Consider the following 24,257-nt stretch of genomic DNA (forward strand, 5'->3'; position numbering starts at 1 on the left):
GGTTGGGATGCGCGTATGCCTCTTAGCACAGCGTGGCACTCTGTCCACTTGCATGACCGGACTGTGACGGCATCGAATTCACTCCTCCCAAAATCGCTATCTTGAAAAGCACCATCGTCGATTTATTGTTGAAGGAGGAATGATGGCGATTCGTACCACCCACGTCGGCTCCCTGCCGCGTACTGATGAACTGCTCAACGCAAATTTGAGGAGAAAGGAGATGGGAGAGGCCATGTTCGCCCAGATCCTTCAATCTTCGGTAAATGATGTTGTTGCAAGGCAGCAAGAGATCGGCATTGACTGGGTTAATGACGGTGAGTACGGCCACGTAATGACTGAAAAACTCGATTTCGGTCCGTGGTGGTACTACTCGTTCTCGCGTTTTGCGGGACTTGAAATCACTGACAAAGAGTACCCGCTTGCACCACCCGCGTCCGGATCCAACATTCAGCTGGTGGAGTTCGAACAGCGCCGAGACTGGGTGAAGTATAAGGACGTTTATTCCGATCCGGAGGCTGCGGTACTGCCAGGCGTGAAGCAGCTGTCGGAAGATGACCAAACTAAGCAGGGCTTCCCTGCGATTACCGGTCCGATCGAGTACATCGGTCATGACGCTGTGAAGCAAGATATTGATGCGCTGGTCAGTGCTCTTGAGGCTAACGGAATTGATCGTAAAGACGGATTTATAGCTGCGGTTTCTCCTGGCTCGGCAGCCCGTCTGTCTAACGCCTACTACGACAATGATGAAGATGTCGTGCAGGCGTGGGCGCAAGCCCTTCGCGAAGAATACCGCGCCATTACGGATGCGGGCCTCACCGTGCAGATCGATGATCCGTCACTGGCGGAATCGTGGGATCAAATCAATCCTGCGCCTAGTTTTGATGACTACAGGCGTTATATCCAGGTGCGTGTTGATGCGATTAATACCGCGCTAGAAGGGATTGATCCTGATCTGGTGCGCCTACATCTTTGCTGGGGTTCTTGGCACGGGCCGCACACCACGGATATCCCATTGAAGGAAATCGTGGACAACGTTTTGACTGTAAACGCTAACTACATTTCGTTCGAGGGGGCCAATGCGCGCCACGAACATGAGTGGACGGTGTGGCGTGAAGTCGACCTGCCTTCGAACCTGGTTTTGGTTCCTGGCGTTGTCAGTCACTCTACAAACGTTGTGGAACACCCTGAGCTGGTAGCTCAACGCATTTCCAGATTTGTGGACATCGTTGGCCCAGATCGGGTGGTGGCATCCACGGACTGCGGCTTCGGGGGACGTATTCATCCCTCGATCGCGTGGGCGAAGTTGCAGTCATTGACTGAGGGTGCGCAACTAGTTTGAGTCCGCTTAGAAACGAAGCCTCCGCGAAAGCGGAGGTTTCGTCATGTAACGGCGGATTGTGAAGACAGAAAATGAAAATGTCGGCTAGGAATGCTTGAAAGTGTCGGATAGAATAGCGTGAAAGTGTCGGCTAGAAGCCCTTGAAAATGACGGATAGGTGTTTTGGTATGGCTAATTACATTCCTAGAGTGGCTGATAAATACCTCGTGGAGGCACTTCAGCGTGCAGGTGCGGTACTCGTTGAGGGGCCCAAAGGTTGCGGGAAAACCGAAACCTCCCGTCAAGCTTCCAAGAGCGAAGTTCAAGTTGATACCGATCCGAACGTGGCGATAGCAGTCGGTTTAGACCCGGCTCTTGTACTTGAAGGAGCTGTGCCTCGCCTCGTCGATGAATGGCAGATACATCCGGTGCTTTGGGATGTGGCTCGTCGGATAGTGGATCAACGTCGCGCCAAAGGGCAGTTTATACTCACCGGTTCAACGGCGCCGAGTGAGTCGGTGGCTAGGCACTCTGGCGCGGGCAGGTTTGCACGGTTAACGATGCGCACTATGACCATGTTCGAGTCTGGAGAGGCCTTTGGAGGTGTGTCGATATCTGCGCTAGCGAAAGGTGAATCTTTTACTAACGCCGGAGAAGACTGGACAGTTCATGACCTGTTTGAACGTATCTGCCGGGGAGGATGGCCGGGCAATCTTGACCTCAATATCAAACAGGCACAAGAGAACAACAAAGATTACCTGCGCACTATCGCCGAGGTAGACATAAATACCCCCGATGGTGTGCGTCGGGACCCTGTGCGGGTAATGGCCGTGCTCCGTTCTTTGGCTAGGGGAGTGGGAACAGAAATGAGCGTCGCCACAATTGCAGGCGATGCGGAAGTGACGCGGGAAACTGTGTCCGATTATCTGGATTCTCTTGCGCGAATTTTTGTTAGTGAAGATCAACCTGCCTGGACGCAAAAGTTGCGTTCGCGCGTGCCTCTTCGACAAGCTCCTAAACGTCACCTGACGGACCCGGCGTTGGCAATGGCCGCACTCGGCAAAGGACCCGAAGCTCTGCTGGGCGATCTCAATTACGCTGGTCAGCTTTTTGAATCGTTTGTTGTCCATGAACTGCGAGCTTTGACGCGAAGCTCCGTCTATCATGCTCGACTTCAGAACCAACAGGAGGTTGACGCTCTCGTTGAAGTAGACGGAACCGTCCTAGTGATTGAAGTGAAACTCGGGCACAATTCAGCAGTCGTAGACCAGGCAGCTGAAAACCTATTGCGGTTCAGTGAGCTTATAGATTTGCCCGCGGTTCCCCTCGTAATCACGGGTAGCGGATTGTCATATCGGCGAGAAGACGGAGTCAACGTAGCGTCAGTGGCTGCCCTTGAGCCTTAACTGTTGGTGAGGCGCTTTCTCGTGTAAGGGCAAAACCTAACAAGGAACTTGATGCAACCACGCCGGAATCCGCGTGTATTACGGGCTTCGCAAACTACCGACAGAAAATTTGCGCTGCGCTTTCGTAATATAAAAGCAAAGAACAAGCTGCGTAGTCTTCTGGAAGTGTTTGATGGACGAGCCTTTCGACCTGCCTCCCGGTCTATACGAAACGATCATTGACGCCGGTCTTGAAGTGGCTCTGCAAAAGTACGGCCAGCGCGTCGTAAGTGAAGCCATTGACAACGCGGACTTCCCCTACGTCATCTCCAAATACGTAGCGGAGCGCTTCGAAAACTCCCTCCTGAAAACCAAAGGGCAACACGAGAGATTCCTTCTAACAGACCGCGTCCTGGAAGTCATCAACGGACAGAACGACGGCAACAGAACAGACAAGCCGATTGCCTTGAAGGACGGCAGAGCGCAGCTACTTACCGAAATCAAAGCTTTCGACAATTCGGACAAAACGGTTAGGCCCGATACTCCGCTTACTGACGCGGCGCTACTGACCAACGCCGAGTATGACCCCTCTATTCAAACGGAGCTTAAGAAGGAGTTTCGTTCCGCGGACCGTGTGGACGCCCTCATCGCATTCATTAAATGGACGGGGATCCGCACTATTGCTGAAGAACTCGCTGATCTCAAAGTTCGTGGGGTTCCTATTCGCATCATTACAACCACGTACATGGGGGCTACAGATCGCAGAGCTCTTGACCGCCTCGTTCGCGATTACGGTGCCCAAATCAAGATCAACTACAACACCAAATCCACGCGCCTGCATGCGAAAGCCTGGCTGATTCACCGCAACACCGGCTACCACACCGCATTCGTAGGCTCCTCCAACCTGTCGGCTGCCGCTATGCAGGACGGCCTGGAATGGAACGTGCGTCTGGCAAAAAATAACACTCCCGCAGTATTTGAAAAGTTCGAAACTACCTTCGACTCATACTGGGCCTCGCCCTCGTTTGAAATTTACGATCCAGATCGCGACGCGGCAAAACTTGACCGGGCGCTCCAAGATGGGCGTGGTTTCGACACGAAACGCGACACGGAGCTCGACTTCACCGCACTGGATATACGGCCCTATCCCTACCAGCAGATCATGCTGGACGACCTCGAGTATGAACGAGCGATGGGACGCCACCAAAACCTTGTTGTGGCTGCCACGGGCACAGGGAAAACCGTTGTGGCGGCGCTCGATTACAAGGCGCTACGTGAACGCATGGCCAGCGAGTTGGGACGGCTCCCTCGCACTTTGTTCGTTGCCCACCGCAACGAGATTTTGAACCAATCCATGAGGACCTTCCGTGATGTAGTGAAGTCGCGGCAGATCATCTGGTCCACCTCCGACGGCTACAGCCTGGCGCGGCTCAACGACGCGGCACTGGTCGGCTACGACAACATTGCTTTCGCCTCTATCCAGTCGCTACGCGCGGATGTGCTAAACGAAATTCCGCGAGATTTCTTTGACATCATCATTATCGACGAATTCCACCATGCTCAAGCCGCCAGTTATCGGTGCCTGATGCGCCACTTCAATGCACGCGAATTGGTGGGCCTAACCGCAACCCCCGAGCGCGGCGACGGCGTGAACGTTGCCCTCGAATTCTTCAACGGGTGCGTGGCAAGCGAACTGAGGTTATGGGACGCACTAGAAGAAGGCCTGCTGTGTCCCTTCCACTACTTCATTCAATATGACGACACGGACTTATCCGGTGTGAAAATGGTGCGCGGTGACTACGTAACCAGCGAGTTGTCGAATGTCTTGACCGGCAATCACGCGCGTGTGCGCCAGATCGTGCAGGCCATGCGCGACAAGATCTTGAACGTAGAGTCCATGCGTGCACTTTGCTTTTGCGTGGACATTGATCATGCGAGATTTATGGCGGAGTCGTTTAGGAAGTTTGGTCTTAGAGCCGAGTATGTCACCTCCACTGAATCCTCTATGGAGCGTGACAAGGCGCTTGGAGCCCTCGCTAGCGGCCACATTCAGATCATTTGCTCAGTAGATATTTTCAACGAGGGCGTGGATGTACCGAGTGTGGATACGGTGTTGATGCTACGGCCAACCCAGTCGCCCACGGTGTTCTTGCAGCAGCTGGGCCGTGGCTTGCGACTGTCGAAAAACAAGACGGTGCTGACTGTTTTGGATTTTGTGGGTAATCAAAACGAGGCCTTCCGCTTCGATCTCAAGCTACAGGCGCTAACGGGTACATCACGCAAAAAACTCGTGGCAGCTGTGGAGAAGGGCTTTAGCCATCTGCCTGCCGGATCGCAGATTTTCCTCGAAGAAAAGTCGCAGGAGGTAATCCTCAAATCGATAAAGAACAATCTGAACGTATCTACGCAGAAACTACCGGCCGAAATCAGAAGCGGCGCCCTTGCCGCGCGGGTTGACGTGCAGGACTACCAACTCACGGATTATTTGAAAGATTCCCACCGCGACATTGCAGATATTTACAGTCGAAAAGACTTCAGAAAGCGCCCCATTTCGTGGAAGCGTTTACTGCACATGGCGGCCACGGGCAACGATCTTGCAGCGGATGCTTACGACGATGTTCGCCGCAGGCTTCGCGCTTTTGCACACGTGTCTGACCCGGAGCGGATCGAAACCTATCTCAAGATTCTTTCCACGCCACACTACCGTTACGAGGCGATGTCGGCGCGTGAAAAGTTTTACGCGCACATGCTCATGTACTCGTTTTGGCCCAGCGGTAAACGTGACGAGAAAAAGATCGCGTCCATCGACTACGCCTTGCAAATTTTGAGATCCACGCCGAACCTCGTTGATGAACTGAGGCAAATGTTCGTAGCTGTTAGCGATCGTACGAAGAAGCTATACCAGCAGCCCGCTGGCGAAATGGGGCTGTGGACGCCGCTTAAAGTGGGCGCGGCGTACACGCGCGAAGAACTGCTGGCTGGCATCGGCGTCGGATACGAGTTTCAAGGCCAGGCGCCCGGCGGCGTGCGTGAGGGGGTTAAGTACTGCGAGTACACCAACACGGAAGCCTTGCTGGTGACACTTGTAAAGTCGGAGGCTGACTATTCACCTAACACTCTGTACCGCGATTTCGCGCTTACGCCCACGCTATTTCACTGGGAATCGCAGTCTAACGCGGGGCCGCACACCAAGGCGGGCATGCGGTACCTGGAGGGGGAATCCAACATTGCCCTCTTCATCAGAGAGCATAAGAAAGACGCTTTGGGGGAGGGCGCGGCGTACACGTTTGCTGGTCCCGCACATTTGGTTGAAGCCAAGGGCTCGCGCCCGATGCGGATCAAGTGGGAGCTTGACCACCCGCTACCTCCAGACCTTTACATGTCCGCCCGGGCGGTAGCCTCCTAACTTGGCGCTTCAAACCGGGTAGGCTATCCAAACCCGCATGTAATCTTGAAGGCGCACGTGATGGGAGGGGGCGGCGTGAGCAGCAGGTTTGAGACCCAGCAGAGACTCATTGATGCAACGCGCGAGATCATAATCCTCGAGGGAGTAGAGGGCTTCACTCTGGATAACGTGTGCCGTCGCGCGGGTTTTACCAGGGGCGCGTTCTACTCAAACTTTTCTACCAAGGAATCACTGCTCGCGGCGCTCGCGGAGGACGAGTATGCGGATCTGATTGAGCGCCTTGACCTGCAGGTTGAAAAATGGCGTAGCGGCGACACGGCGAAGCCAGCACGGATCGACTCCCTGTTGTTTGACGCGATGGACGCGATTGGGGTTAACCGCACTCTTTACGCCCTCCACACTGAAATGCAGGCCCGTTCGGTGCGAGACCAGGAATGGGGCGCACGTCTGGCCGGCCTCAATGAGGAGTTTTTAACCGCTTTGGGGGGAGTCCTTGAAACGATCCTTAAGGCCGCAAGGCGTAAACCCGAAGCGCCGATGCGCGTGATCACTCACGCGGTGATCGGGATTGTCATGAGGGCAGCGGCCGTTGACGCCCTAGTGGAGAGCTATAAGGAACACCGGAGTGAGGCTCGAAGCCGCGTGGTTGGTCCGGCCTCGCCTGCGCGGATCGAACGCACGGTGCCACAACATCTTCCCATTGCGCAGTCGCCAGCTAAGCCGATTGTTGAAACGATCATTCCGCTTCTGTACGCGATGTCGAAACCTCTTTGAGTAAAGCTCCTCGCCGGATAGTGCGCCCTAAATCAAGACGTGTAGTAATTGGCGGAAAACAGGGGCAAACGCGCGACGAGTTGGAAGTTTATTGACCAAAACCAGGCTTAACCTAAAGACATTGACCGCCAGACATGGGATAATGAGGCCATGGCTTTTAAATTGATTCTGCTCCGTCACGGGCAAAGCGATTGGAACGAAAAGAACCTGTTCACTGGATGGGTTGACGTTCCGCTGACAGAACTAGGTAAGGAAGAGGCCGTTCATGGTGGCGAGCTTCTTAAGAAGGAGGGTGTCCTGCCGGACATCCTCCACACGTCCCTGCTTCGCCGCGCAATCTACACGGCAAACCTGGCGCTAGACGCCGCTGACCGCCATTGGATTCCAGTCAAGCGTTCCTGGCGTCTAAATGAGCGTCACTACGGTGCGCTTCAGGGCAAGAACAAGAAGGAGATCCGCGACGAGTACGGCGAGGATCAGTTCATGCAGTGGCGCCGCTCCTACGACGTACCGCCACCGGCAATCGAGGCTGGTTCGGAGTTCGCTCAGGATGGCGATCCACGCTACGCGGGCGAGCCGATTCCGGCAACCGAGTGCTTGAAAGACGTTCTCGAGCGTCTGCTTCCGTACTGGGATGAGCAGATTGTTCCCGATATCAAGAGCGGCAAGACCGTTCTGATTGCAGCGCACGGCAACTCGCTACGCGCAATCGTGAAGCACCTTGATGATGTTTCCGACGAGGACATCTCGGCAGTGAACATTCCCACCGGTGTTCCGCTACTTTACGAGCTTGACGAAGAAACGCTCAAGCCTATCAAGAAGGGCGGCACCTACCTTGATCCCGAGGCTGAGGCGAAGATCGCCGCTGTAGCTGCGCAGGGTAAGTAACCAAACTACAAGGGGGCGATGACCGTTACGGTCATCGCCCCCTTCTTGTGCGCTAAGAACAGTAGGGAGCGCCTCTAACTAGCAGGAACACGTAGCCTAGTCGGTGAGGAAGCGTTCGCCCTCGATCAGGTACATGACGTTGCGGCCAACATTGGTGGCATGATCGCCAAAACGCTCGTAATAGCGGCCAATCAGCGTCAGGTTAATGATCTGCGCAGGAGTGAGCACAAAGCTGGGATCCAAAAGCATGCGGTGGAGCTGCACGTGCAGGTCATCCATCACGTCATCATCGGTCTGCATTTGATTTGCGAGATCGGTGTTGGGATCTTCCATCAGCTTGGCAGTGTTCTCGCCCGCGATGCGCGCCTGTTCGCCCATCTTCGTGACAATCTGTGCGATCTCGGGCGGCAGTGCGTCGGTGTGCGCCTGCTGACGAGCAATAACCGAAATGTTGCGCGCAAGGTCGCCCATGCGCTCTAGCGTCTTGGTCATGCGCAGGCCGGTAACGATCAGCCGCAGGTCGCGGGCAACGGGAGCTTGCAGGGCCAGAAGTTGCGTGCACATCTCATCGATAATGTAGGCGAGGTCGTCAATCCGCTCATCTGCATCGATGGTCTGTTCCGCCAGTGCACTGTCATTCTCATCTAGTGCGCGTGAGGCGCGGCCAACAGCTCGTGACACCTGCCCCGCCATACGTGAAAGTTGGTTGCCGAGCTGGGTGAGCTCCTGGGTGTACATCTCCCGCATTCTTATTCCTCCAAGGTGGTGCTCGAGGCCCAAAGGGAGGGCCTACTTATAGCCGAAAGTAATAACACCATGCGCGGGTGTCCCGGCTGGATGCAACAGGTTAACGAACGGTTAACGGTTGGCGGATGTTTAGTGTAATCACGACAAGTGCCGGGTTTGCCCCCTATTGTCTATATTGTGGGTGGTGTAGAGACCAGTTTGCTAATTTTGGTGGCCCTCGTCGGTTTATTTGTGGGGGCCGGCGCGGGGCTTGCATTTCGCGTATCGCAATCCCAGATTCACGAATCAACACAGGAAGAGGGAATTGAGCCGCCTGTGAACCCGGAGCTTAAGTCGGCCCTCACCGCGATGGCGTCAAGCTCTGTCATTGTGGACAGCGAGAATCATATTGTGAGGGCGGATGCGCAGGCGTACACGCTCGGCCTCGTTCGTGACGAGGAGATTGCGCACACGCAGGTGCTTGAAATGGTTGAGGACGTGCGTAAAAACGGGGTGACACTACGCAAGAAGATGCAGCTACCTCGCTCGCGGTACTCGTCGGATTCTCCCATTTACCTAGATGTTCGCGTGGCGGCGCTCCTGGGCGGGCGCGTGCTGATTTTGATCGATGACGAGACGAAGCAAAAACGGGTTGACGCGGTTCGCCGTGACTTCACTGTAAACGTGTCCCACGAGTTGAAGACTCCGATTGGTGCCATTGGTCTGATTGCTGAAACTCTGCAAGACAGTGACTACGATCCCGAAGTGGTTCGCATGTTCGCTCCCAAAATGGCGTCGGAGGCTACGCGCCTATCCACTCTTGTGCATGACCTGATTGAGCTTTCGCGCCTGGAAACCGGCGATCCACTGATGCGGGCCCAGCGGATTAACATTGACGAGGTCGTGTGGGAAGCTGTGCAGCTCGAGAGCAACCAGGCGGCTGCCTCAAATATCGATATCGAGGTGGCAGAGCCGTGTGGTGGCATCGTGTGGGGTGACCATAACCTGCTTGTCACCGCGGTTCGCAATCTGGTGGATAACGCGATTCGTTACTCGGATCCGCACACGCGCGTGAGCGTGAAAAGCTCGGTTGTGGATGACCTGGTTCGCGTGGCGGTTGTGGACACCGGAATCGGTATGGACGAGGCCGAAAAGGAACGCGTGTTTGAAAGGTTTTACCGCGTGGATCCGGGTAGGTCGCGAAACACTGGCGGGTCGGGCTTGGGCTTGTCTATTGTGAAACACGTTGCTGCAGATCATGGTGGAACTGTTTCGGTGTGGTCCAAGAAGGGCCACGGTTCCACATTCACACTGGTGATTCCGCAAGCCGAGGGCGAAGAGAATGTGGATTCTGAGGATTTGGAAGAGAGCGAGGAAGGCTAAATGAAAACGATTTTAGTTGTTGAGGATGAGGAATCGTTGCGCACTCCTCTTGCTTTCAGTCTGCGCAGAGACGGGTACGAGGTGCTAGAGGCGGAAAGTGGCGAGGTTGCGCTAGCAACTCTGGAGGCCGCCACTCCTGATCTGATCTTGCTTGACCTGATGCTTCCGGGAATCTCAGGCACGGAGGTGTGCCGCCAGGTGCGCCGCACTTCGAAGGTGCCGATCATCATGGTGACGGCTAAAGACGATGTGGTAGATCGCGTGGTGGGGCTGGAGCTCGGCGCGGATGATTACGTGATAAAGCCCTACTCTTACCGCGAGCTGCTTGCGCGCATTCGTGCGGTGTTGCGCCGGCGCGTACCCGAAATTGAGAGTGGGGACGAGGAAGATGTCCTCACTGTAGGTAAGGTTCTTGTGCGCGTTGATCGGCACGAAGTCGAGGTGGATTCAGAGCCGGTTCACTTGCCGCTTCGCGAGTTCGAACTGCTTGAGCTTTTGATGCGCAACGTGAACCGCGTGCTTACGAGGACGCAGATTATCAACATCGTGTGGGGCCCTGATTATGTGGGGGACACGAAGACGTTGGACGTGCATGTAAAGCGCTTGCGTTCGCGCATTGAAACAGATCCTTCTAACCCGCAACTGTTGCAGACTGTACGTGGGTTGGGATACAAGATGGTGGATCCCCTCGAGTAAGTGCATGTAATTGCTGGTAAAATAGGGGCGTTGAGCTAACATCAGGAGTTTTACAGCAATGACATTCAAAGTGGGCGAAACCGTTGTGTACCCACATCACGGCGCTGCCACAATCGAAGAGATTTCTACGCGCAAATTTGCTGGCAAGGAAAGAACTTACCTTACGCTTCGCGTGACTACGGGGGATCTAACTATTCAGGTTCCTGCGGAGAATGTGGAGCTCGTGGGGGTTCGTGACGTCGTTGACGAAGAGGGTTTTGAAGAGGTCATGGATACGCTCCGTGAAGAGAACACGGAGGAGCCTTCCAACTGGTCGCGCCGTTACAAGGCGAACCAGGAGAAGATTGCGACGGGCGATATTGTTCGCGTTGCCGAGGTTGTTCGCGACCTGTCGCGTCGCGACGCCCTGAAGGGCCTATCTGCCGGCGAGAAGCGCATGCTCTCTAAGGCTCGCCAGATTCTGACTTCCGAGTTGGCTCTCTCGCGCGAGGTTGATGAGGACGTAGCTAGCGATCGCCTTGATGAGATCCTCGCGGAGGGGATTGAAGAGGCGGAAGAAGAATAAGCTGATCCTGCGATTTTGAGGCCGCACCTGCGGCCTCAATCTTTATGCGAGGAGGCGTAATGAGCAGTTCGGTATTTGCAGTAGTTACGGCTGCAGGTTCGGGATCGCGGCTGGGCTATGACATGCCGAAGGCGCTGGTGCAGCTAGCTGGAGTGCCCTTGGTGCGTCGAGCTGTGGATGGTATTCGCGTTGCGGGCGTGGATGGGGTTGTGGTGACTGCTCCGCCAACTCACTTGGGCAAGTTCGAACAGATTTTTGCTGGAGAACCAGATGTAGTTGTGGTTCCAGGGGGTAGCATCCGCCAGGATTCGGTGTATAACGGCTTGCTCGAAATTCCTCGCCTCGCCAAACGGATTGGCAAGGAATTGGATGAGCGCACACCCGTGCTCATTCATGATGCCGCCCGGTGCCTCACTCCCAAACGTGCCATTAGAGACGTCATTGAAGCGCTCGAGGGTGGGTTAAAAGCCGTCATTCCAGCGGTTCGCGTTACCGACACGCAAAAGGTTGTGGAGCCGGTGGGCGCCTCCTCGAAAATCGAAAGGGTCATTGGGCAGGTTGATCGCGCGCAGCTGCGTGGAGTTCAAACCCCGCAAGGATTTCACTGGGAAACCGCTATGCGCGCCCACGAGGCGGGCCGCGAACTCCTAGCAAATGGTGTGGAACTAACCGATGATGCGGGACTTGTGGAAGCCCTCGGTGAGGACGTGCACGTTACGCCGGGTAGCGCGCTGTCCATGAAGATTACAACCAAACTGGACCTGGTGGTTGCCACAGAAATCCTGGCCCGACCAGACCAGTATCAGAGCCTGCTGGACGAATAGCGCAGACCAGCAATGAAACGAATTGGTTTTTGAATCCATAATTTTGTGATTTCGGGTTAAAGTCAGAAGCGTGACTACTTCATCAACTAATCACAGCTTTGGCAACGAAGCCCCTGCAAAAAAAGAAAGCATCCTAAATAAGACCGTCTTGGCATGGTCGCTTTGGGACTGGGGGTCCGCCGCATTTAACGCGGTTGCCACCACTTTTGTGTTTTCCGTTTACCTGACTTCCGGCATGTTTGCCGATACTGATAAGGCATCAGAGTCGCTGAGCCTTGGCCTCACTATCGCGGGTTTTGTGATCGCGCTCCTCGCGCCGATTACCGGCCAGCGTGCGGACCGGCGCGGTAAGGGCACGTTCTGGCTGGGCTTCAACACCTACGTAGTGGTGATGCTGACCGGCATGATGTTTTTTGTCCACCCCGAGTCGGTGTTTGGCCCGCTCGGTGCAATGTGGCTCGGAATCGCGCTACTCGGCTTCGGTAACGTCTTCTTCGAGTTCGCGTCCGTGAACTACAACGCGATGCTCGCACGCGTGTCTACGCCCAAGACGATGGGTCGCGTGTCTGGTCTCGGTTGGGGCCTTGGTTACGTGGGCGGCATCATTTTGCTCTTGATCCTCTACTTCGGCTTTATCGCCCCCGAGGTGGGCCTGTTCGGTGTAACCGCTGAGAATGGACTGAACGTTCGCGTATCGATGCTGCTCGCCGCGCTCTGGTTTGGATTGTCCACAATCCCCGTTCTCATCGCGGTTCCTGGCCGTAAAGTGGAAGGCACTGACGAGGCTGGACACGAGTCGATCATCGACTCCTACAAGCTTTTGTTTAAGACCGTAAAAGATCTATGGAACGCATCGCCGCACACGATCTTCTTCCTGATCGCGTCGGCCATCTTCCGTGATGGACTCGCGGGCGTGTTCACATTCGGCGCTATCATCGCGGCCGGCACGTTCGGATTCAGCGCGGGTAACGTACTGATTTTCGGCATTGCGGCAAACGTTGTAGCGGGCATCGCAACTATCGGATTTGGTGCGTTGGACGACAAGATCGGCCCGAAGGCCGTCATTTTAATCTCGCTCATCGCAATGGTGGTAGATGGCATTTTGATCTTCATCCTTCACGATGCGGGCTCCGGCATGTTCTGGGTGCTTGGTCTGATTCTCACCGTGTTCGTTGGTCCCTGCCAGTCGGCTTCACGCACCTTCCTCGCCCGCCTTATTCCGCAAGGCCGCGAAGGAGAAGTATTTGGGCTGTACGCCACAACCGGCCGTGCCGTGTCCTTCCTCGCACCGCTGTGCTTCGGCCTGTCCGTGCGGCTTGGATCTAACTTCGTTCCCGAGGGAACTTCATCGCAGTACTGGGGCATCCTCGGCATTGTCCTCATTCTGTTTGTAGGTCTCATGCTGATCCTGCCGGTCAAGACCGAGCAGGCACATCTGGCTACCTTTGAGGACTGAACGCTATGAGCGAGCCGCAGCCGCCCGCGCAATTTTCATTTCGCGGTTGGTGGCGTTTGCGCTAAGGAGAGTTAAACCGCTTGGAGCGCGCTAGTCTACGCGCTGCACTAGTGCAGACGCGATGCCCGCAACTCCTTCGCTCCGCCCGGCAAAACCCAGCTTGTCGGTGGTTGAAGCGGCGAAACTGACCGGCGCGCCCACAACCTCGCTCATGCGCGTCTCCGCCTCGGCCCTACGTGCCCCGATGCGTGGGCGTTCCCCGATGATTTGCACCGACACGTTCACAATCGCGTAACCAGCCTGCTCCACCAGGCGTACTGTTTCGCGTAAAAGCGCCTCGCCGCTCGCGCCGGACCACTCGGGCCTTGACGTGCCGAAGTTTGTTCCTAAATCGCCCAGGCCCGCCGCCGCAAGTAGCGCGTCGCAGCACGCGTGTGCGGCAACGTCAGCATCGGAATGGCCTTCCAAGCCAACCTCGCCGGGCCATTCAAGGCACGCCATCATCATCTTCCGCCCCGAATTCGCGGGCGCAAAAGCGTGCGTGTCAAAACCAATACCGGTGCGAATAGGTAAAAGCGCAGTCATGGGGCCAGTTTAGCGCCGCGCGTTGAAGACGTTATGCCCTATGCGCGCAGGCTGGGTAGGCTAGGGGCGTGAATCTTCATCTTTACGACACCAAAAGCCGTTCTCTCCAGCCGTTAAAACCCGTTCATGAGGGCGAGGTTGGCATCTACCTGTGTGGAGCCACCGTGCAGGGTAGTCCCCACATTGGACACTTGCGGTCTGCGGTAGCGTTTGACACGCTGATTCGCTGGCTCAAGAAGAACGGTATGAAGGTCACCTACATTCGCAACATTACGGATATTGACGATAAAATTTTGAATAAGTCTGCCGAGGCTGGGCAGCCGTGGTGGGCATGGGCATCCAAGTTTGAACGCGAGTTCGCACAGGCTTACGACGCTCTTGGGCTTATTCCGCCCACGTTTGAGCCGCGCGCAACCGCGCATATCCTTGACCAGGTGCAGCTGGTGCAGCGCCTTATCGATCGCGGACACGCATACCCGGATGGGGCCGGCAACGTCTATTTCGATGTGCATTCGTTAGATGATTACGGTTCGCTGACCCACCAGGATCTTGCGCAAATGCGCACCACGGAAGACGAGTCGCAGATCGATTCCAGCGTCGAGGTGGGAAAACGGGACCCGCGTGACTTTGCCCTATGGAAGGCCGCTAAGCCCACCGAGCCGAGCACTGCTTCTTGGCAGTCCCCGTGGGGGCCGGGCCGTCCGGGCTGGCACTTGGAATGTTCCGCAATGTCGCGCCGCTACCTGGGGGAGGCGTTCGACATTCACGGAGGCGGAATCGACCTGCGTTTCCCACACCACGAGAACGAGCAGGCACAGTCCCATGGCGCTGGATGGCCGTTTGCAAGCCTGTGGGTGCACAACGCGTGGGTGACGATGAAGGGAGAGAAGATGTCGAAGTCTCTCGGCAACTCCCTGGTGGTTGCAGACATCTTGCAACGCGTGCCCGCACCGGTGTTGCGCTTCGCTCTGGGCACGGTGCACCACCGCTCTACCGTGGAGTATTCCGACGAGACCATCCGCGTGGCAGCCGCCGCCTGGGAGCGCATTTCTGGCTTCGTTCAGCGCGCCAGTGAGGTAGCGAGCGTGACCGAGAGCGAGGTGGCCGAGCGAGCTGTGCCGCAAGCTTTCGCAGATGCGCTCGACAATGATCTGAATGTGGCTGGCGGCTTGGCTGTGGTTTACGAGCGCTTGAAAGCCGGTAACCAGGCCCTCACGGATGACGCCGGGGGAGAGGTGCGCGAGGCGTTGCTGGATGTGCGCGCAATGCTCGACATTCTCGGCTTGGACCCGGCATCGCCGCAATGGGCCAGCGAAGAGGCGGAGGCCGGCGGGAAAGACAAGGCTCTGGACGTCCTCGTAAATCACTTGATTGAACAGCGCCAGCAGGCGCGCGGCGCGAAAGACTGGGCTACGGCCGATTCGATCCGGGACGGCCTGGCTGCCGCCGGAGTTGTTGTTGAAGATGGAGCTGACGGCGCCAGATGGCATATCGGCTAGATCCGCGCGTTCAAGAGGTCGTACCTCGCGGGCGCGGCCCTCTCTCGGAGCGTCTTGCCGGCCCTCTGGGCGTGGTCTTGCTCGTGTGGGTAGCATTCATCCTGCAACCGCTTGGAGGCCGGGAGTTACTGCTTAACTTCGGCGTTCCCGCCCACGATTTCACGAGGCCCTGGACCTACTTCACGTCCATATTCCTGCACGGATCCGTGGCACATGTAAGTGGCAACACGACATTCCTAGCTCTGCTTGGCGTCCTGATTGGGCTAGAAGGGACGCGGCGCTGGCTGGCCGTGTTCGTGGGGTCTGCAATCGGTGCGGGCCTGTTTATCAGCGCATTCACGCCAGCGGGCCTCACTATTGGAGCGTCTGGAATCGTGTTTGGCTACTTCGGATATATCCTTACGGCCGCCCTCGTGGAGAGAACCCCGTGGGTGAAACTGGTGCGGATCGTGGTTGCGATTGCACTTCTAAGCGCCTACAGCGCCACCATTCTTGTTGGTTTCCTACCATCTGGGGGAGTGTCCTGGCAGGCACACGTTGGTGGTTTTGTAGGCGGCATCGTGGTTGCGGTAATAGCCGAAAAGGTGGTTGAACCCAGATCCGAAAAGGCCACGCGGCGCCCTATAAATCGCTATTAAGCGTGGTGTTCCTGAGTGTTCCTAAATGTTCGATTCGGATTTCAATCGAATCGCCATCTTTCATGGGGCCGGCTCCTTTGGGCGTTCCCATCAGTACAGCGTCGCCTGCAACAAATGAGAATGCTTCGGAAAGGAAACTGATTATTTCCGGTATTGTTCGCTTCAAGTAGGCAGTGTTGCTTGACTGCACTAGTTTCCCAGATAGGTGCGTTTCAAGATTTAGATTTGACGGATCCTGAACACTTAGATCCGTATTGATCCAGGGGCCTAACGGACAGAACGTGTTTGCTCCTTTTGCGCGGAACCATTGGGAATCCAGCTTTTGCCACGGCTGAGCAGAAACGTCGTTTGCAATCGTGTAACCAAAGATGGCTTCTCCAACTTCAGATTCTGAGATTTTGCCGTCGGTATCTTTCATGATGACGGCCAGTTCTCCCTCGAATGTTAGCGAGTCTGTGCCCTCTGGCCGCACAATGAGGTCATCGGGGCCGCACACCGCACTGGAAGGTTTCAAGAATGCCATAGGGGTGCTGAACGGTTCCCGCTTTTCGCCGGGTGATAAGAAGTTATCCCCGATCCCAATGATTTTTGAGGGAACAACAGGAGCGAGCAGCTTACACGATTCCAGGGGTTGCGCTTCGCCCGTATGGTTTGCAGGACCCGCAATAGGATTTCCTTCAAAGAACTTAACTTGTGTGATGCCGTCCGGGTCCTCGCAAAGCTCACCGTATGTAGGAATGGAATGTCTTAAAACTCTTACTAGACGCATATTTAAAACTCTACAGCGCGGAGTTTCGAAAAATGGGTGGTTTTATCTAGCAATGCCATTAGTATTATTCGCCACGGGATTCTGTCGGACACGCTGCCAGTAAGGTCAGAACTGCCTGTAGAATGGGCGCCAGTAAATTAAGCAAAGGCAGGTAATCATGGCGGTTGATGGCGGCGCGCGCGGACGCAAGCGTGCAGGCAAAGGTCCAACCAAGGGAAGTGGCGGTCAGCGTCGGCGCGGACTACGCGGAAAAGGCCCAACCCCGAAGGCTGAAGACCGCGAATACCATGTAGCGTACAAACGCAAGCAGGAGCGCGAGGCCGAGCTGGCTAAGCAACGTCAGCGCGAAGCACACCGTAACCGCACCTCCATTAAGATCGCTCGCGGACACGAACTCATCGTGGGACGCAATCCCGTGTGGGAGGCCGTCGAGTCGGGCATCGAAATCATCCGCGTGTTCATCGCCAGTGACCCCACCGACGAGCGCATTGCCAGCGTTCTCCGCGCCGCGTCCACCCAGGGCGCTTCCATAATGGAATGCACGCGCCGAGACCTAGAAAACGCGTCCGGCGAAACCGCACATCAGGGCATCGGAATTGAAGTACCCGAATACGAATATGTAGCCGCAGCTGACCTTCTTGATATTGCACAAGACGACTTCAAAACCCCGCTTATCATCGCTCTGGATCAGGTAACCGATCCGCACAACCTTGGTGCCGTACTGCGTTCGGGCGGCGCATTTGGCGCTACCGGTGTGCTAATCACCGAAAGGCGTAGCGCCTCGGTGAACGCAACCGTGTGGAAGGTGTCTGCTGGCGCAGTTTCGCGAGTGCCCGTTGCGCGCGAAACAAACCTCGTACAGTCGCTACGCGCATTAAAAGAGGCAGGATGCTTCGTCATCGGCCTCGATGGTGGGGCAGACGTAAGTCTGCGCGACGTTGAACTAGCAAACGAACCACTCGTTGTAGTCACCGGAGCGGAAGGTAAGGGACTGTCCCGCCTGGTGCGTGAAACCTGCGACCAAATCGTGTCTATCCCGATCAGCTCCGCAGTTGAATCTCTCAACGCCGCTGTCGCGACCGGCATCGCGCTCTACGAGATTTCACAAAAACGAGCCACGCAGGGCTAAGCACAGTTTGCAATCGGAGTGGTCGGCCCCTAGATGAACGGGTTGTAGAACCGTCCTCCATTAACGGTAATGAGCCAGGCGGCCAGGGCAAGCAAGGCTACAGAAAGTGCGATGGCTACCCAGTCGCGGACAAGTAGCGGGCGAGTGGTGTACCACGTGCGCGTCTTGTGCTTACCAAACCCGCGTAGCTCCATCGCGGTAGAAATCGTTTCAATGCGTTCCAGGGAGGACAGTAATAGGGGGAACAGGATGGACGCGCTGTTTTTGACCCGCGTGCCGAATGAGACATCTTTGGACGTGTCGATCCCGCGAGCTTGCTGGGCTTGAGAAATCTCGCGGTACTCGCGCTGAACGTCCGGAATGTAACGCAACGCTAATGCAACCGAATAGGAAGCGCGGTAGGGAACTCCGATTCGGTTGAGCGACGAAGCGAACTCGGATGGGGACGTGGTGACAATGAACAGCAGTGCTACGGGTAGTACCGCGAAATACTTCAGCGTCACGTTCAACTGGTAAAACAGTTGCTCCGCCGTAAACGTGTAACGGTTAGTCAAATGCCAAAGCGGCGTGCTTGTCCCATAAATCTCGGTGCCGTACTGCGGGGCGAAGACGAAAATCATGAGGTTGTTCAAAATCATGAGGACAAAAATGAACCACAGCACGATCTTCAGTTTTGACAGCTCAATTTTTGAAGAGATCCACAAGAACACGGACACGAACACCATCAGTACTAAGAAGCGCGTATCAAACCCCAGCATCGCCGCGATGGAGGCGTTGATCATCATGATGAGCTTTGTGGTCCCCGTTAGGGAATGCATAAACGATTCGCGGGGAATATAACCTAAAACGGCAGTTCTTTCAGCCACTGTTATCGCCCCGTTCCCAAGTGTTTAGCGAGCACTACTTCGCGCCACTCGTTTTCGCGCACAATGAACTGTTCGATGAACGCGGTTGGGTCAAGCGTGCTTTCTGCCTTCGCGCCGGAGCGCTCGTTGGCGCTGTCGAGGAGACCCTGCTGCGCTCCGATTCGAACAGCCAGATCATACAGCGAGGTGGTGCGCAGTGACGCCGCGTGGGCTAGTTCGGGGTCTGCTAGCACGGAGGCGGAAGAACGAGCGGCTATCACCTTGCCATCAGACATGACGAGTGTGCGCTCGGTATATTCGAGCGCCAGGTGCATGTCGTGGGTAATCAGCACAATCGTGATGCCAGCGTTGTTCAAACCCTTTAGGAACTCCATGATTTCGGTGTAGTGCGCCCAGTCTTGCCCGGCTGTGGGCTCATCTAAAATGATGATTTCTGGAGTTGTAACCATCACCGACGCGATCGTGACGCGCTTGCGTTGCCCGTAAGATAGCGCAGATATAGGCCATTCCCGATACGCCCACAGGCCGCACGTGCGAAGCGCTTGCTCAACGCGCCGCTTCTTCTCTTCGGCAGAAATATCGAGGCCTTGCAGGGCCAGGGAAACCTCTTCAATGATAAGGGTTTTCGAAATCATCTGATTGGGGTTTTGAATGACAAACCCGATTCGGCGGCCGCGGCGGGTAATGGGAGAGTCAGTGATGTCCTCGTCATCTAGGTAGATGCGACCAGAATCTGGCTCTTCAAAACCGCAAATGAGTTTGGCCAGAGTGGACTTGCCCGCGCCATTGGTGCCGCAGATAGCAACTACCTCGCCGCGGTAAATCTCGGTTGAAACCCCTTTGATTATTTCAACTTCGTTAATCCCGAAATTGATGTTCTCCAGCTTCAAAATCGGGTCGGGCTTGCGCGGAGTCTTGCGTGGTTCACGCGCCCACTGCAAGAGCTCAGCCCGCGCATTATCTGGAATGTGAACGGAGCGTACAGACTCAGGTTGGTCCGCGGCCGTGACGTTGTGGCCGGCCATGCGCAGAGCCGTAATGTAGAGCGGTTCGCGAATCCCGTGATCGGTCAGTACTCGCGAAGCAATAATTTCGTTCGGCGTACCGTCCGCTACGATCTGGCCGCGATCTACAACAATTATGCGATCCACATGCCGGTGCAGAACGTCCTCTAAACGGTGTTCGATGATGATGACGGTTGCGCCCTCGGGTGGGCGCTGGTGTAACGCATCAATCGTCTCAATCGCCTGCTGGCCAGAAGCAGGGTCTAGGGAGGCAAGAGGCTCATCAAAAAGCAGAATCTGCACGTCGTCTACAAGCACGCTGGCCATGGATACGCGCTGCTTTTGGCCGCCTGACAAGTCTTGAGGGGAGGCCTCTAGGCGGTTCCCAATGCCAACGACGGAAGCCGCCTGTTGCACCCGCGAATGCATCTGGCCTTGCTCCACCAGATCGTTTTCCAGAGAGAAAGCAATGTCTTCTGCAACTGTTAGTCCAATGAACTGGCCATCGGGATCCTGCAGTACGGTGCCCACGATTTTAGAAAGCTCATGCAGGGGAGTTTGTGTTGGGTCAATGCCGGCAACCCTCACCGTGCCGGAATACTCCCCGGGGAAGCGGTAGGGGATGAGCCCGTTGATGACATGTGCCAGTGTGGACTTCCCAGAACCAGACTGGCCTACAATCGCAACCTTCTCACCCCGGTTGATCGTCAGATTGATACCCCGAAGGGTGGGCGAGGATTGCGCGCGATACTGAAAAGTGAAATCGCGAAACTCGATGATGGGTTCAGGCGCAGTACCTGACGAGGTCGGTTGGCCCTGCGAAAAGGAGGCTTCCGAGCCTAAGTGAGGGGTGGACTTTGTGGAGGCGTCATTCGCGGGGCGAGCCTGAGTGCCCGCAGCGCTTGCCGCACTGTCGGTGCTTGGGCCCGCCCCATTCGAATGAAACTCAGTCACAGCTGGCTTATTCCTTTTCCGCAAGCGAGCCGGCAGAAGTGCGGGTCTTCGCGTAGGCAATCACAATCAAGGAGCCAATGATAGCGGTGGTGAGGATGTTAGAAACACCAGCGACCGCTCCCTGAGTGAACACCTTCGAGGCCGGCTCAGAGTAGAACAAGATGTCCAAAAGCGGGGCTACGATACCCCACGACACGGCGTGTGCTACCACCACGGCAACGTTGAAACGTACCATGCCGCCACTGTTCATTGGGCTGTCCTGCACGTTATCTTTCAGCATCATTAGGCCCATGATCACGCCCGCAATTGCCGATGCTACGATCCAAGACCACCAGGGGCCGTACGAGGTGACGTCGATCAGGAAGTGCCCAATCAGTCCCATAAGGCCGGCAACCACCGGGCCGTAAAGCAGCGCGAACACGGCCAGAAGCGCGTATTGGATGTTAATGGTCGTGTTCGGAATCGGCGTTGGGATTACAAGAAAACGGCCGAGCACGAAGAAGAGGGCCGCGCCAATACCCGTAGCTACCACAGCAGTGGTTGGCGAAGTCTTATTAATCATTGTTTTCCTTCTACTTGTATTTGTACTGAACGGGATTAGGAGATTAGGCGAGGGGCGCGTCATTTAGCGGATACTCGAAATCCACCTTCCATTGCGTTCCCTGCCCAACCGAGTAGGCCATTGCGAACGAACCGCGGTTAATCGCGATAGCCATGTTGTCCAAGGAGTTCGTGTAAATGAGCGGTTCACCAACCGACACATCCGCAAACGAGCGCACGTACTTAAGCGGAGCTGAATAGACGTCCCCGTGCTGGTTTTCAATGTGTACGCGGACGTACTCGCCCATTTTTACGCCAAGTTCAAGGAATAGCTCGCGAGGAATGTTTGTCCAAAGCGACCCGTATCGAACGTCGTGCGTGTCAATAGTGCCGAAGGCCTTGTACTGTTCAATTTTCGGCTCCATGACGGGCAACTTGATGGCCTTCTCAACATCTAGGGAGGGGCCGACCTCCTCGAACGTGATTCTGCCCGATGCTAGCCGAGCGCCCGTGTACGCGTAGATGTCACGCCCGTGGAACGTGTAGGAGTGGCCCGAGCCTGGCAGTCGGTTAACAGACTCGTCAATCTCGCGAAGTTCATCCAAACCGTACGTAACAGCAATGTGGGTCAGCGTCCCGTTGTCAGGTGTCACGATGAAATGCCCAGACTTGGTTTTTGCCACCACGGACAGGCGGTCCGAGCCAACGCCGGGATCCACAACCGAAACAAACACCGAACCTGCGGGCCAGTAAATAAGAGTTTGTGCGAGCCTACAAGATCCCTCCCACACGTCGTAAGGAGGAATGTTATGAGTTAGGTCTTCGATGGGAAGACTCGAATCCACGCCGTACGCCACGCCGTGCATGGCTGACACGGCACCATCTGAATATCCGAAGTCAGACTGCAAAATTAGGGGCTTCATGGGTTTCCTGAACCTAGGGATCTCGGAACGGGTCCATCATACGTGCATACCCGGACAGTAGCTTCACGCGATCTCATAATGGACGCGTAGCGTCACGCAGTGCTCTAGAAGCGCATTTGTGTGCAAATGTCCTGTTATAACGCCAATTTCTTAAAAGTGACCGAAACGTGAGATCAACAGAGAGCCAAATGTCACGAAAAGATAACGAGCCTTGACATCGAGGTTCTTCGTCGCGAGTGTTAGGTTCACTGAAAACGCCCAGAAGGAGGATACCCGCATGTCGACGACGACATATCAGGCAATCGCCATGATCATCTACCTCGTAGCTATGATCATGATCGGCCTGCTTGCCTACAACCGAACGAGTGATTTTGACGATTACATGCTCGGTGGTCGCAAACTCGGCCCAACAGCCGCGGCCCTATCCGCCGGTGCATCCGACATGTCCGGCTGGCTGCTCATGGGCCTTCCTGGAGCTATCTACCTGAACGGTCTCATCGAAGGCTGGATCGCGGTTGGTCTAACCATCGGTGCCTGGCTTAACTGGAAATTCGTGGCGCCGCGCCTACGCTCCTACTCGCAGGTGGCGTCCGATTCTATTACCGTTCCCTCATTCCTTGGCCATCGTCTACGCGACCGCTCGCACCTTATCCGCGTCGTTGCGGGCATTATCATTTTCGTTTTCTTCACGTTTTACGTCTCGTCCGGCATGGTGGCTGGCGGCGCCTTCTTCGAAGCGTCATTCGGCATGAACTACCACCTCGGCCTTGTCATTGTTTCTGCAATCGTCGTGCTCTACACGCTAATCGGAGGCTTCCTTGCCGTGTCGTGGACGGACGTGGTGCAGGGCCTCATGATGGTCACTGCGCTCGTCCTTGTTCCAATCGTTGGCATCGTGCACGTGGGCGGCTTCTCCAACATGGTTAGCGCCATCAACGAGGTTGATCCCGCTATCTTCTCCCTCGCCGGTGGGGCTGCGGCGAGCGCGGCCGCGATGGGCATCATCTCAGCGCTTGCTTGGGGCCTCGGATACTTCGGCCAGCCCCACATCATCGTGCGCTTCATGGCCCTTCGCTCCGCGAAAGAATCTGCTGCCGCTCGCCGCATCGGCATCGGCTGGATGTTACTTGCAGTTATTGGCGCCGGCATGACTGCCCTCGTGGGTGTGGCAGTGTACAAGCACGACGAGGCCCAGCTGGCTAACCCCGAGTCGGTATTTATTTCGCTCGGCCAGCTCCTAATGCACCCGCTTATCGCAGGCTTCATGCTTGCCGCTATCCTCGCCGCAATCATGTCTACCATTTCTTCACAGCTGCTGGTCACGTCTTCTGCGGTTGTTGAGGACATCTACCGCGCGTTCACCAAGCGCGACCTATCGGGCAATGATGGCGTGCTCGCGGGCCGCGTTGTTGTGGCAGTCATCGCGATTCTGGCTGGAGCTCTCGCGTGGCCGCGTTCGGACACAATCCTCGCCCTCGTTGCATTCGCGTGGGCCGGATTCGGAGCTTCGTTTGGCCCCACCGTTCTGCTTTCGCTCTACTGGCGCAAGTTCACCTATCAGGGAGCTATCGCCGGCATGATCGCTGGAGCGGTCACGGTTGGTATCTGGGGCAATGTTTCGGGTGGCATTTTCGACCTGTACGAGATCCTGCCCGGCTTCCTTCTGAACCTCCTGTTCGCGGTCATTGTTTCTAACATGACTTACAAGCCGAACGGAGAGATCGATAAGGAGTTTGACGACGCCCTCGCTGGAATCTCGGCAGACTAATCCACACAAGTAGCGCAGCTCTTGCAAAGTGCAAGGGCTGCGCTCACGTGTGCACCAGGTATCGCACGCTAAAACGGATAAAAGTATCCGCGCAAAAGATCTACATTGCTTTACCTGTGCACCAGAAGAATTCCCCAATATAGTTAGAGCAAAACCTTCGC

21 protein-coding genes are annotated in these 24,257 nt (G+C 55.9%); 14 read left to right on the forward strand and 7 right to left on the reverse strand.

Annotated elements, in window-relative coordinates; translation table 11 throughout:
- The first annotated feature begins 142 nt into the window (after positions 1-142).
- The 5 genes from BQ7114_RS07910 (at position 143) to BQ7114_RS07930 (ending at position 7,771) form a co-directional block, all read left to right on the forward strand.
- A complete protein-coding gene (locus BQ7114_RS07910; RefSeq protein ID WP_072344140.1) occupies positions 143-1,339 on the forward strand; it encodes a cobalamin-independent methionine synthase II family protein in 1,197 nt (398 codons plus the stop codon).
- A 188-nt stretch (positions 1,340-1,527) separates the two neighbouring features.
- Positions 1,528-2,724 (forward strand): ATP-binding protein, encoded by a 1,197-nt coding sequence (locus BQ7114_RS07915; protein ID WP_230206012.1) that lies wholly within the window; start codon positions 1,528-1,530, stop codon positions 2,722-2,724.
- A 172-nt stretch (positions 2,725-2,896) separates the two neighbouring features.
- Positions 2,897-6,109: a DEAD/DEAH box helicase gene (locus tag BQ7114_RS07920; protein WP_072344146.1), complete on the forward strand. Its 3,213-nt coding sequence runs from the start codon at positions 2,897-2,899 to the stop codon at positions 6,107-6,109.
- A gap of 75 nt (positions 6,110-6,184) precedes the next feature.
- Positions 6,185-6,883 carry a TetR/AcrR family transcriptional regulator gene (locus tag BQ7114_RS07925; protein WP_083431842.1) on the forward strand — a complete coding sequence of 233 codons (699 nt, stop codon included), beginning with the start codon at positions 6,185-6,187 and terminating at the stop codon, positions 6,881-6,883.
- Positions 6,884-7,033: 150 nt separating this feature from the next.
- Positions 7,034-7,771, forward strand: coding sequence for a phosphoglyceromutase (locus BQ7114_RS07930; RefSeq protein WP_072344152.1), 738 nt, complete (start codon positions 7,034-7,036; stop codon positions 7,769-7,771).
- A 96-nt stretch (positions 7,772-7,867) separates the two neighbouring features.
- On the opposite strand, the gene phoU is transcribed toward BQ7114_RS07930, so the two are convergent.
- Complete coding sequence (phoU, locus tag BQ7114_RS07935) at positions 7,868-8,518, reverse strand: phosphate signaling complex protein PhoU (protein WP_072344155.1); 651 nt, start codon at positions 8,516-8,518, stop codon at positions 7,868-7,870.
- 177 nt (positions 8,519-8,695) lie between these two features.
- Between phoU and BQ7114_RS07940 the strand changes: the two genes are divergently transcribed.
- The 5 genes from BQ7114_RS07940 to BQ7114_RS07960 all read left to right on the forward strand — a co-directional run bounded on the left by BQ7114_RS07940 (position 8,696) and on the right by BQ7114_RS07960 (position 13,421).
- Complete coding sequence (locus tag BQ7114_RS07940; RefSeq protein WP_230206013.1) at positions 8,696-9,880, forward strand: sensor histidine kinase; 1,185 nt, start codon at positions 8,696-8,698, stop codon at positions 9,878-9,880.
- Positions 9,881-10,576 (forward strand): response regulator transcription factor, encoded by a 696-nt coding sequence (locus BQ7114_RS07945; protein WP_072344157.1) that lies wholly within the window; start codon positions 9,881-9,883, stop codon positions 10,574-10,576.
- A 58-nt stretch (positions 10,577-10,634) separates the two neighbouring features.
- Entirely contained in the window at positions 10,635-11,141 is a 507-nt protein-coding gene (locus BQ7114_RS07950; RefSeq protein WP_072344160.1) for a CarD family transcriptional regulator, read from the forward strand.
- A gap of 59 nt (positions 11,142-11,200) precedes the next feature.
- Entirely contained in the window at positions 11,201-11,965 is a 765-nt protein-coding gene (gene ispD, locus BQ7114_RS07955; protein ID WP_072344163.1) for a 2-C-methyl-D-erythritol 4-phosphate cytidylyltransferase, read from the forward strand.
- 70 nt (positions 11,966-12,035) lie between these two features.
- Positions 12,036-13,421, forward strand: a complete 1,386-nt coding sequence (locus BQ7114_RS07960) for an MFS transporter (protein WP_072344166.1) — start codon at positions 12,036-12,038, stop codon at positions 13,419-13,421.
- A gap of 90 nt (positions 13,422-13,511) precedes the next feature.
- Here the strand turns inward: BQ7114_RS07960 and ispF are convergent, their stop codons facing one another.
- The gene (gene ispF, locus BQ7114_RS07965; protein WP_072344169.1) at positions 13,512-14,006 is read right to left on the reverse strand and encodes a 2-C-methyl-D-erythritol 2,4-cyclodiphosphate synthase; all 495 of its coding nucleotides are present in this window, start codon (positions 14,004-14,006) and stop codon (positions 13,512-13,514) included.
- A 68-nt stretch (positions 14,007-14,074) separates the two neighbouring features.
- Here ispF and cysS point away from each other — a divergent pair, with 68 nt between their 5' ends.
- Together cysS and BQ7114_RS07975 are read left to right on the forward strand one after the other, a co-directional pair.
- Positions 14,075-15,505, forward strand: a complete 1,431-nt coding sequence (gene cysS, locus BQ7114_RS07970; protein WP_072344172.1) for a cysteine--tRNA ligase — start codon at positions 14,075-14,077, stop codon at positions 15,503-15,505.
- The gene (locus BQ7114_RS07975) at positions 15,490-16,143 is read left to right on the forward strand and encodes a rhomboid family intramembrane serine protease (RefSeq protein ID WP_083431801.1); all 654 of its coding nucleotides are present in this window, start codon (positions 15,490-15,492) and stop codon (positions 16,141-16,143) included. The genes cysS and BQ7114_RS07975 overlap by 16 nt, the downstream gene beginning before the upstream one ends.
- On the opposite strand, the gene BQ7114_RS07980 is transcribed toward BQ7114_RS07975, so the two are convergent.
- The gene (locus BQ7114_RS07980) at positions 16,127-16,912 is read right to left on the reverse strand and encodes a fumarylacetoacetate hydrolase family protein (RefSeq protein ID WP_072344175.1); all 786 of its coding nucleotides are present in this window, start codon (positions 16,910-16,912) and stop codon (positions 16,127-16,129) included. The genes BQ7114_RS07975 and BQ7114_RS07980 overlap by 17 nt on opposite strands.
- A gap of 157 nt (positions 16,913-17,069) precedes the next feature.
- On the opposite strand from BQ7114_RS07980, the gene rlmB reads away from it, so the two are divergent.
- Positions 17,070-18,041: a 23S rRNA (guanosine(2251)-2'-O)-methyltransferase RlmB gene (rlmB, locus tag BQ7114_RS07985; protein WP_072344178.1), complete on the forward strand. Its 972-nt coding sequence runs from the start codon at positions 17,070-17,072 to the stop codon at positions 18,039-18,041.
- A gap of 29 nt (positions 18,042-18,070) precedes the next feature.
- Here rlmB and BQ7114_RS07990 read toward each other — a convergent pair whose 3' ends face one another.
- The 4 genes from BQ7114_RS07990 to BQ7114_RS08005 are packed head-to-tail and all read right to left on the reverse strand — an operon-like array spanning position 18,071 to position 22,328.
- Positions 18,071-18,907, reverse strand: coding sequence for an energy-coupling factor transporter transmembrane component T family protein (locus BQ7114_RS07990; protein ID WP_230206014.1), 837 nt, complete (start codon positions 18,905-18,907; stop codon positions 18,071-18,073).
- 2 nt (positions 18,908-18,909) lie between these two features.
- Entirely contained in the window at positions 18,910-20,865 is a 1,956-nt protein-coding gene (locus BQ7114_RS07995) for an ABC transporter ATP-binding protein (RefSeq protein ID WP_072344182.1), read from the reverse strand.
- A 7-nt stretch (positions 20,866-20,872) separates the two neighbouring features.
- Positions 20,873-21,427, reverse strand: a complete 555-nt coding sequence (locus BQ7114_RS08000) for an ECF-type riboflavin transporter substrate-binding protein (RefSeq protein WP_072344185.1) — start codon at positions 21,425-21,427, stop codon at positions 20,873-20,875.
- 43 nt (positions 21,428-21,470) lie between these two features.
- The gene (locus BQ7114_RS08005) at positions 21,471-22,328 is read right to left on the reverse strand and encodes an SAM hydrolase/SAM-dependent halogenase family protein (protein WP_072344188.1); all 858 of its coding nucleotides are present in this window, start codon (positions 22,326-22,328) and stop codon (positions 21,471-21,473) included.
- Between the two features lie 277 nt (positions 22,329-22,605).
- Here BQ7114_RS08005 and putP point away from each other — a divergent pair, with 277 nt between their 5' ends.
- Positions 22,606-24,096 carry a sodium/proline symporter PutP gene (gene putP / locus BQ7114_RS08010; RefSeq protein WP_072344191.1) on the forward strand — a complete coding sequence of 497 codons (1,491 nt, stop codon included), beginning with the start codon at positions 22,606-22,608 and terminating at the stop codon, positions 24,094-24,096.
- The last annotated feature ends 161 nt before the right edge of the window (positions 24,097-24,257 follow it).

Source organism: Actinomyces urinae, assembly GCF_900119695.1.
Lineage (GTDB): Bacteria > Actinomycetota > Actinomycetes > Actinomycetales > Actinomycetaceae > Gleimia > Gleimia urinae.

Bases quoted from the DNA above. Each gene is read 5' to 3' on its own strand.
- BQ7114_RS07910 (WP_072344140.1), top strand. From the start codon at position 143: ATGGCGATTCGTACCACCCACGTCGGCTCCCTGCCGCGTACTGATGAA.
- putP (WP_072344191.1), top strand. From the start codon at position 22,606: ATGTCGACGACGACATATCAGGCAATCGCCATGATCATCTACCTCGTA.
- phoU (WP_072344155.1), bottom strand. From the start codon at position 8,518: ATGCGGGAGATGTACACCCAGGAGCTCACCCAGCTCGGCAACCAACTT.
- rlmB (WP_072344178.1), top strand. From the start codon at position 17,070: ATGGCGGTTGATGGCGGCGCGCGCGGACGCAAGCGTGCAGGCAAAGGT.
- ispF (WP_072344169.1), bottom strand. From the start codon at position 14,006: ATGACTGCGCTTTTACCTATTCGCACCGGTATTGGTTTTGACACGCAC.
- BQ7114_RS07950 (WP_072344160.1), top strand. From the start codon at position 10,635: ATGACATTCAAAGTGGGCGAAACCGTTGTGTACCCACATCACGGCGCT.
- ispD (WP_072344163.1), top strand. From the start codon at position 11,201: ATGAGCAGTTCGGTATTTGCAGTAGTTACGGCTGCAGGTTCGGGATCG.
- BQ7114_RS07920 (WP_072344146.1), top strand. From the start codon at position 2,897: ATGGACGAGCCTTTCGACCTGCCTCCCGGTCTATACGAAACGATCATT.
- BQ7114_RS08000 (WP_072344185.1), bottom strand. From the start codon at position 21,427: ATGATTAATAAGACTTCGCCAACCACTGCTGTGGTAGCTACGGGTATT.
- BQ7114_RS07975 (WP_083431801.1), top strand. From the start codon at position 15,490: ATGGCATATCGGCTAGATCCGCGCGTTCAAGAGGTCGTACCTCGCGGG.
- BQ7114_RS08005 (WP_072344188.1), bottom strand. From the start codon at position 22,328: ATGAAGCCCCTAATTTTGCAGTCTGACTTCGGATATTCAGATGGTGCC.
- BQ7114_RS07945 (WP_072344157.1), top strand. From the start codon at position 9,881: ATGAAAACGATTTTAGTTGTTGAGGATGAGGAATCGTTGCGCACTCCT.
- BQ7114_RS07930 (WP_072344152.1), top strand. From the start codon at position 7,034: ATGGCTTTTAAATTGATTCTGCTCCGTCACGGGCAAAGCGATTGGAAC.
- BQ7114_RS07980 (WP_072344175.1), bottom strand. From the start codon at position 16,912: ATGCGTCTAGTAAGAGTTTTAAGACATTCCATTCCTACATACGGTGAG.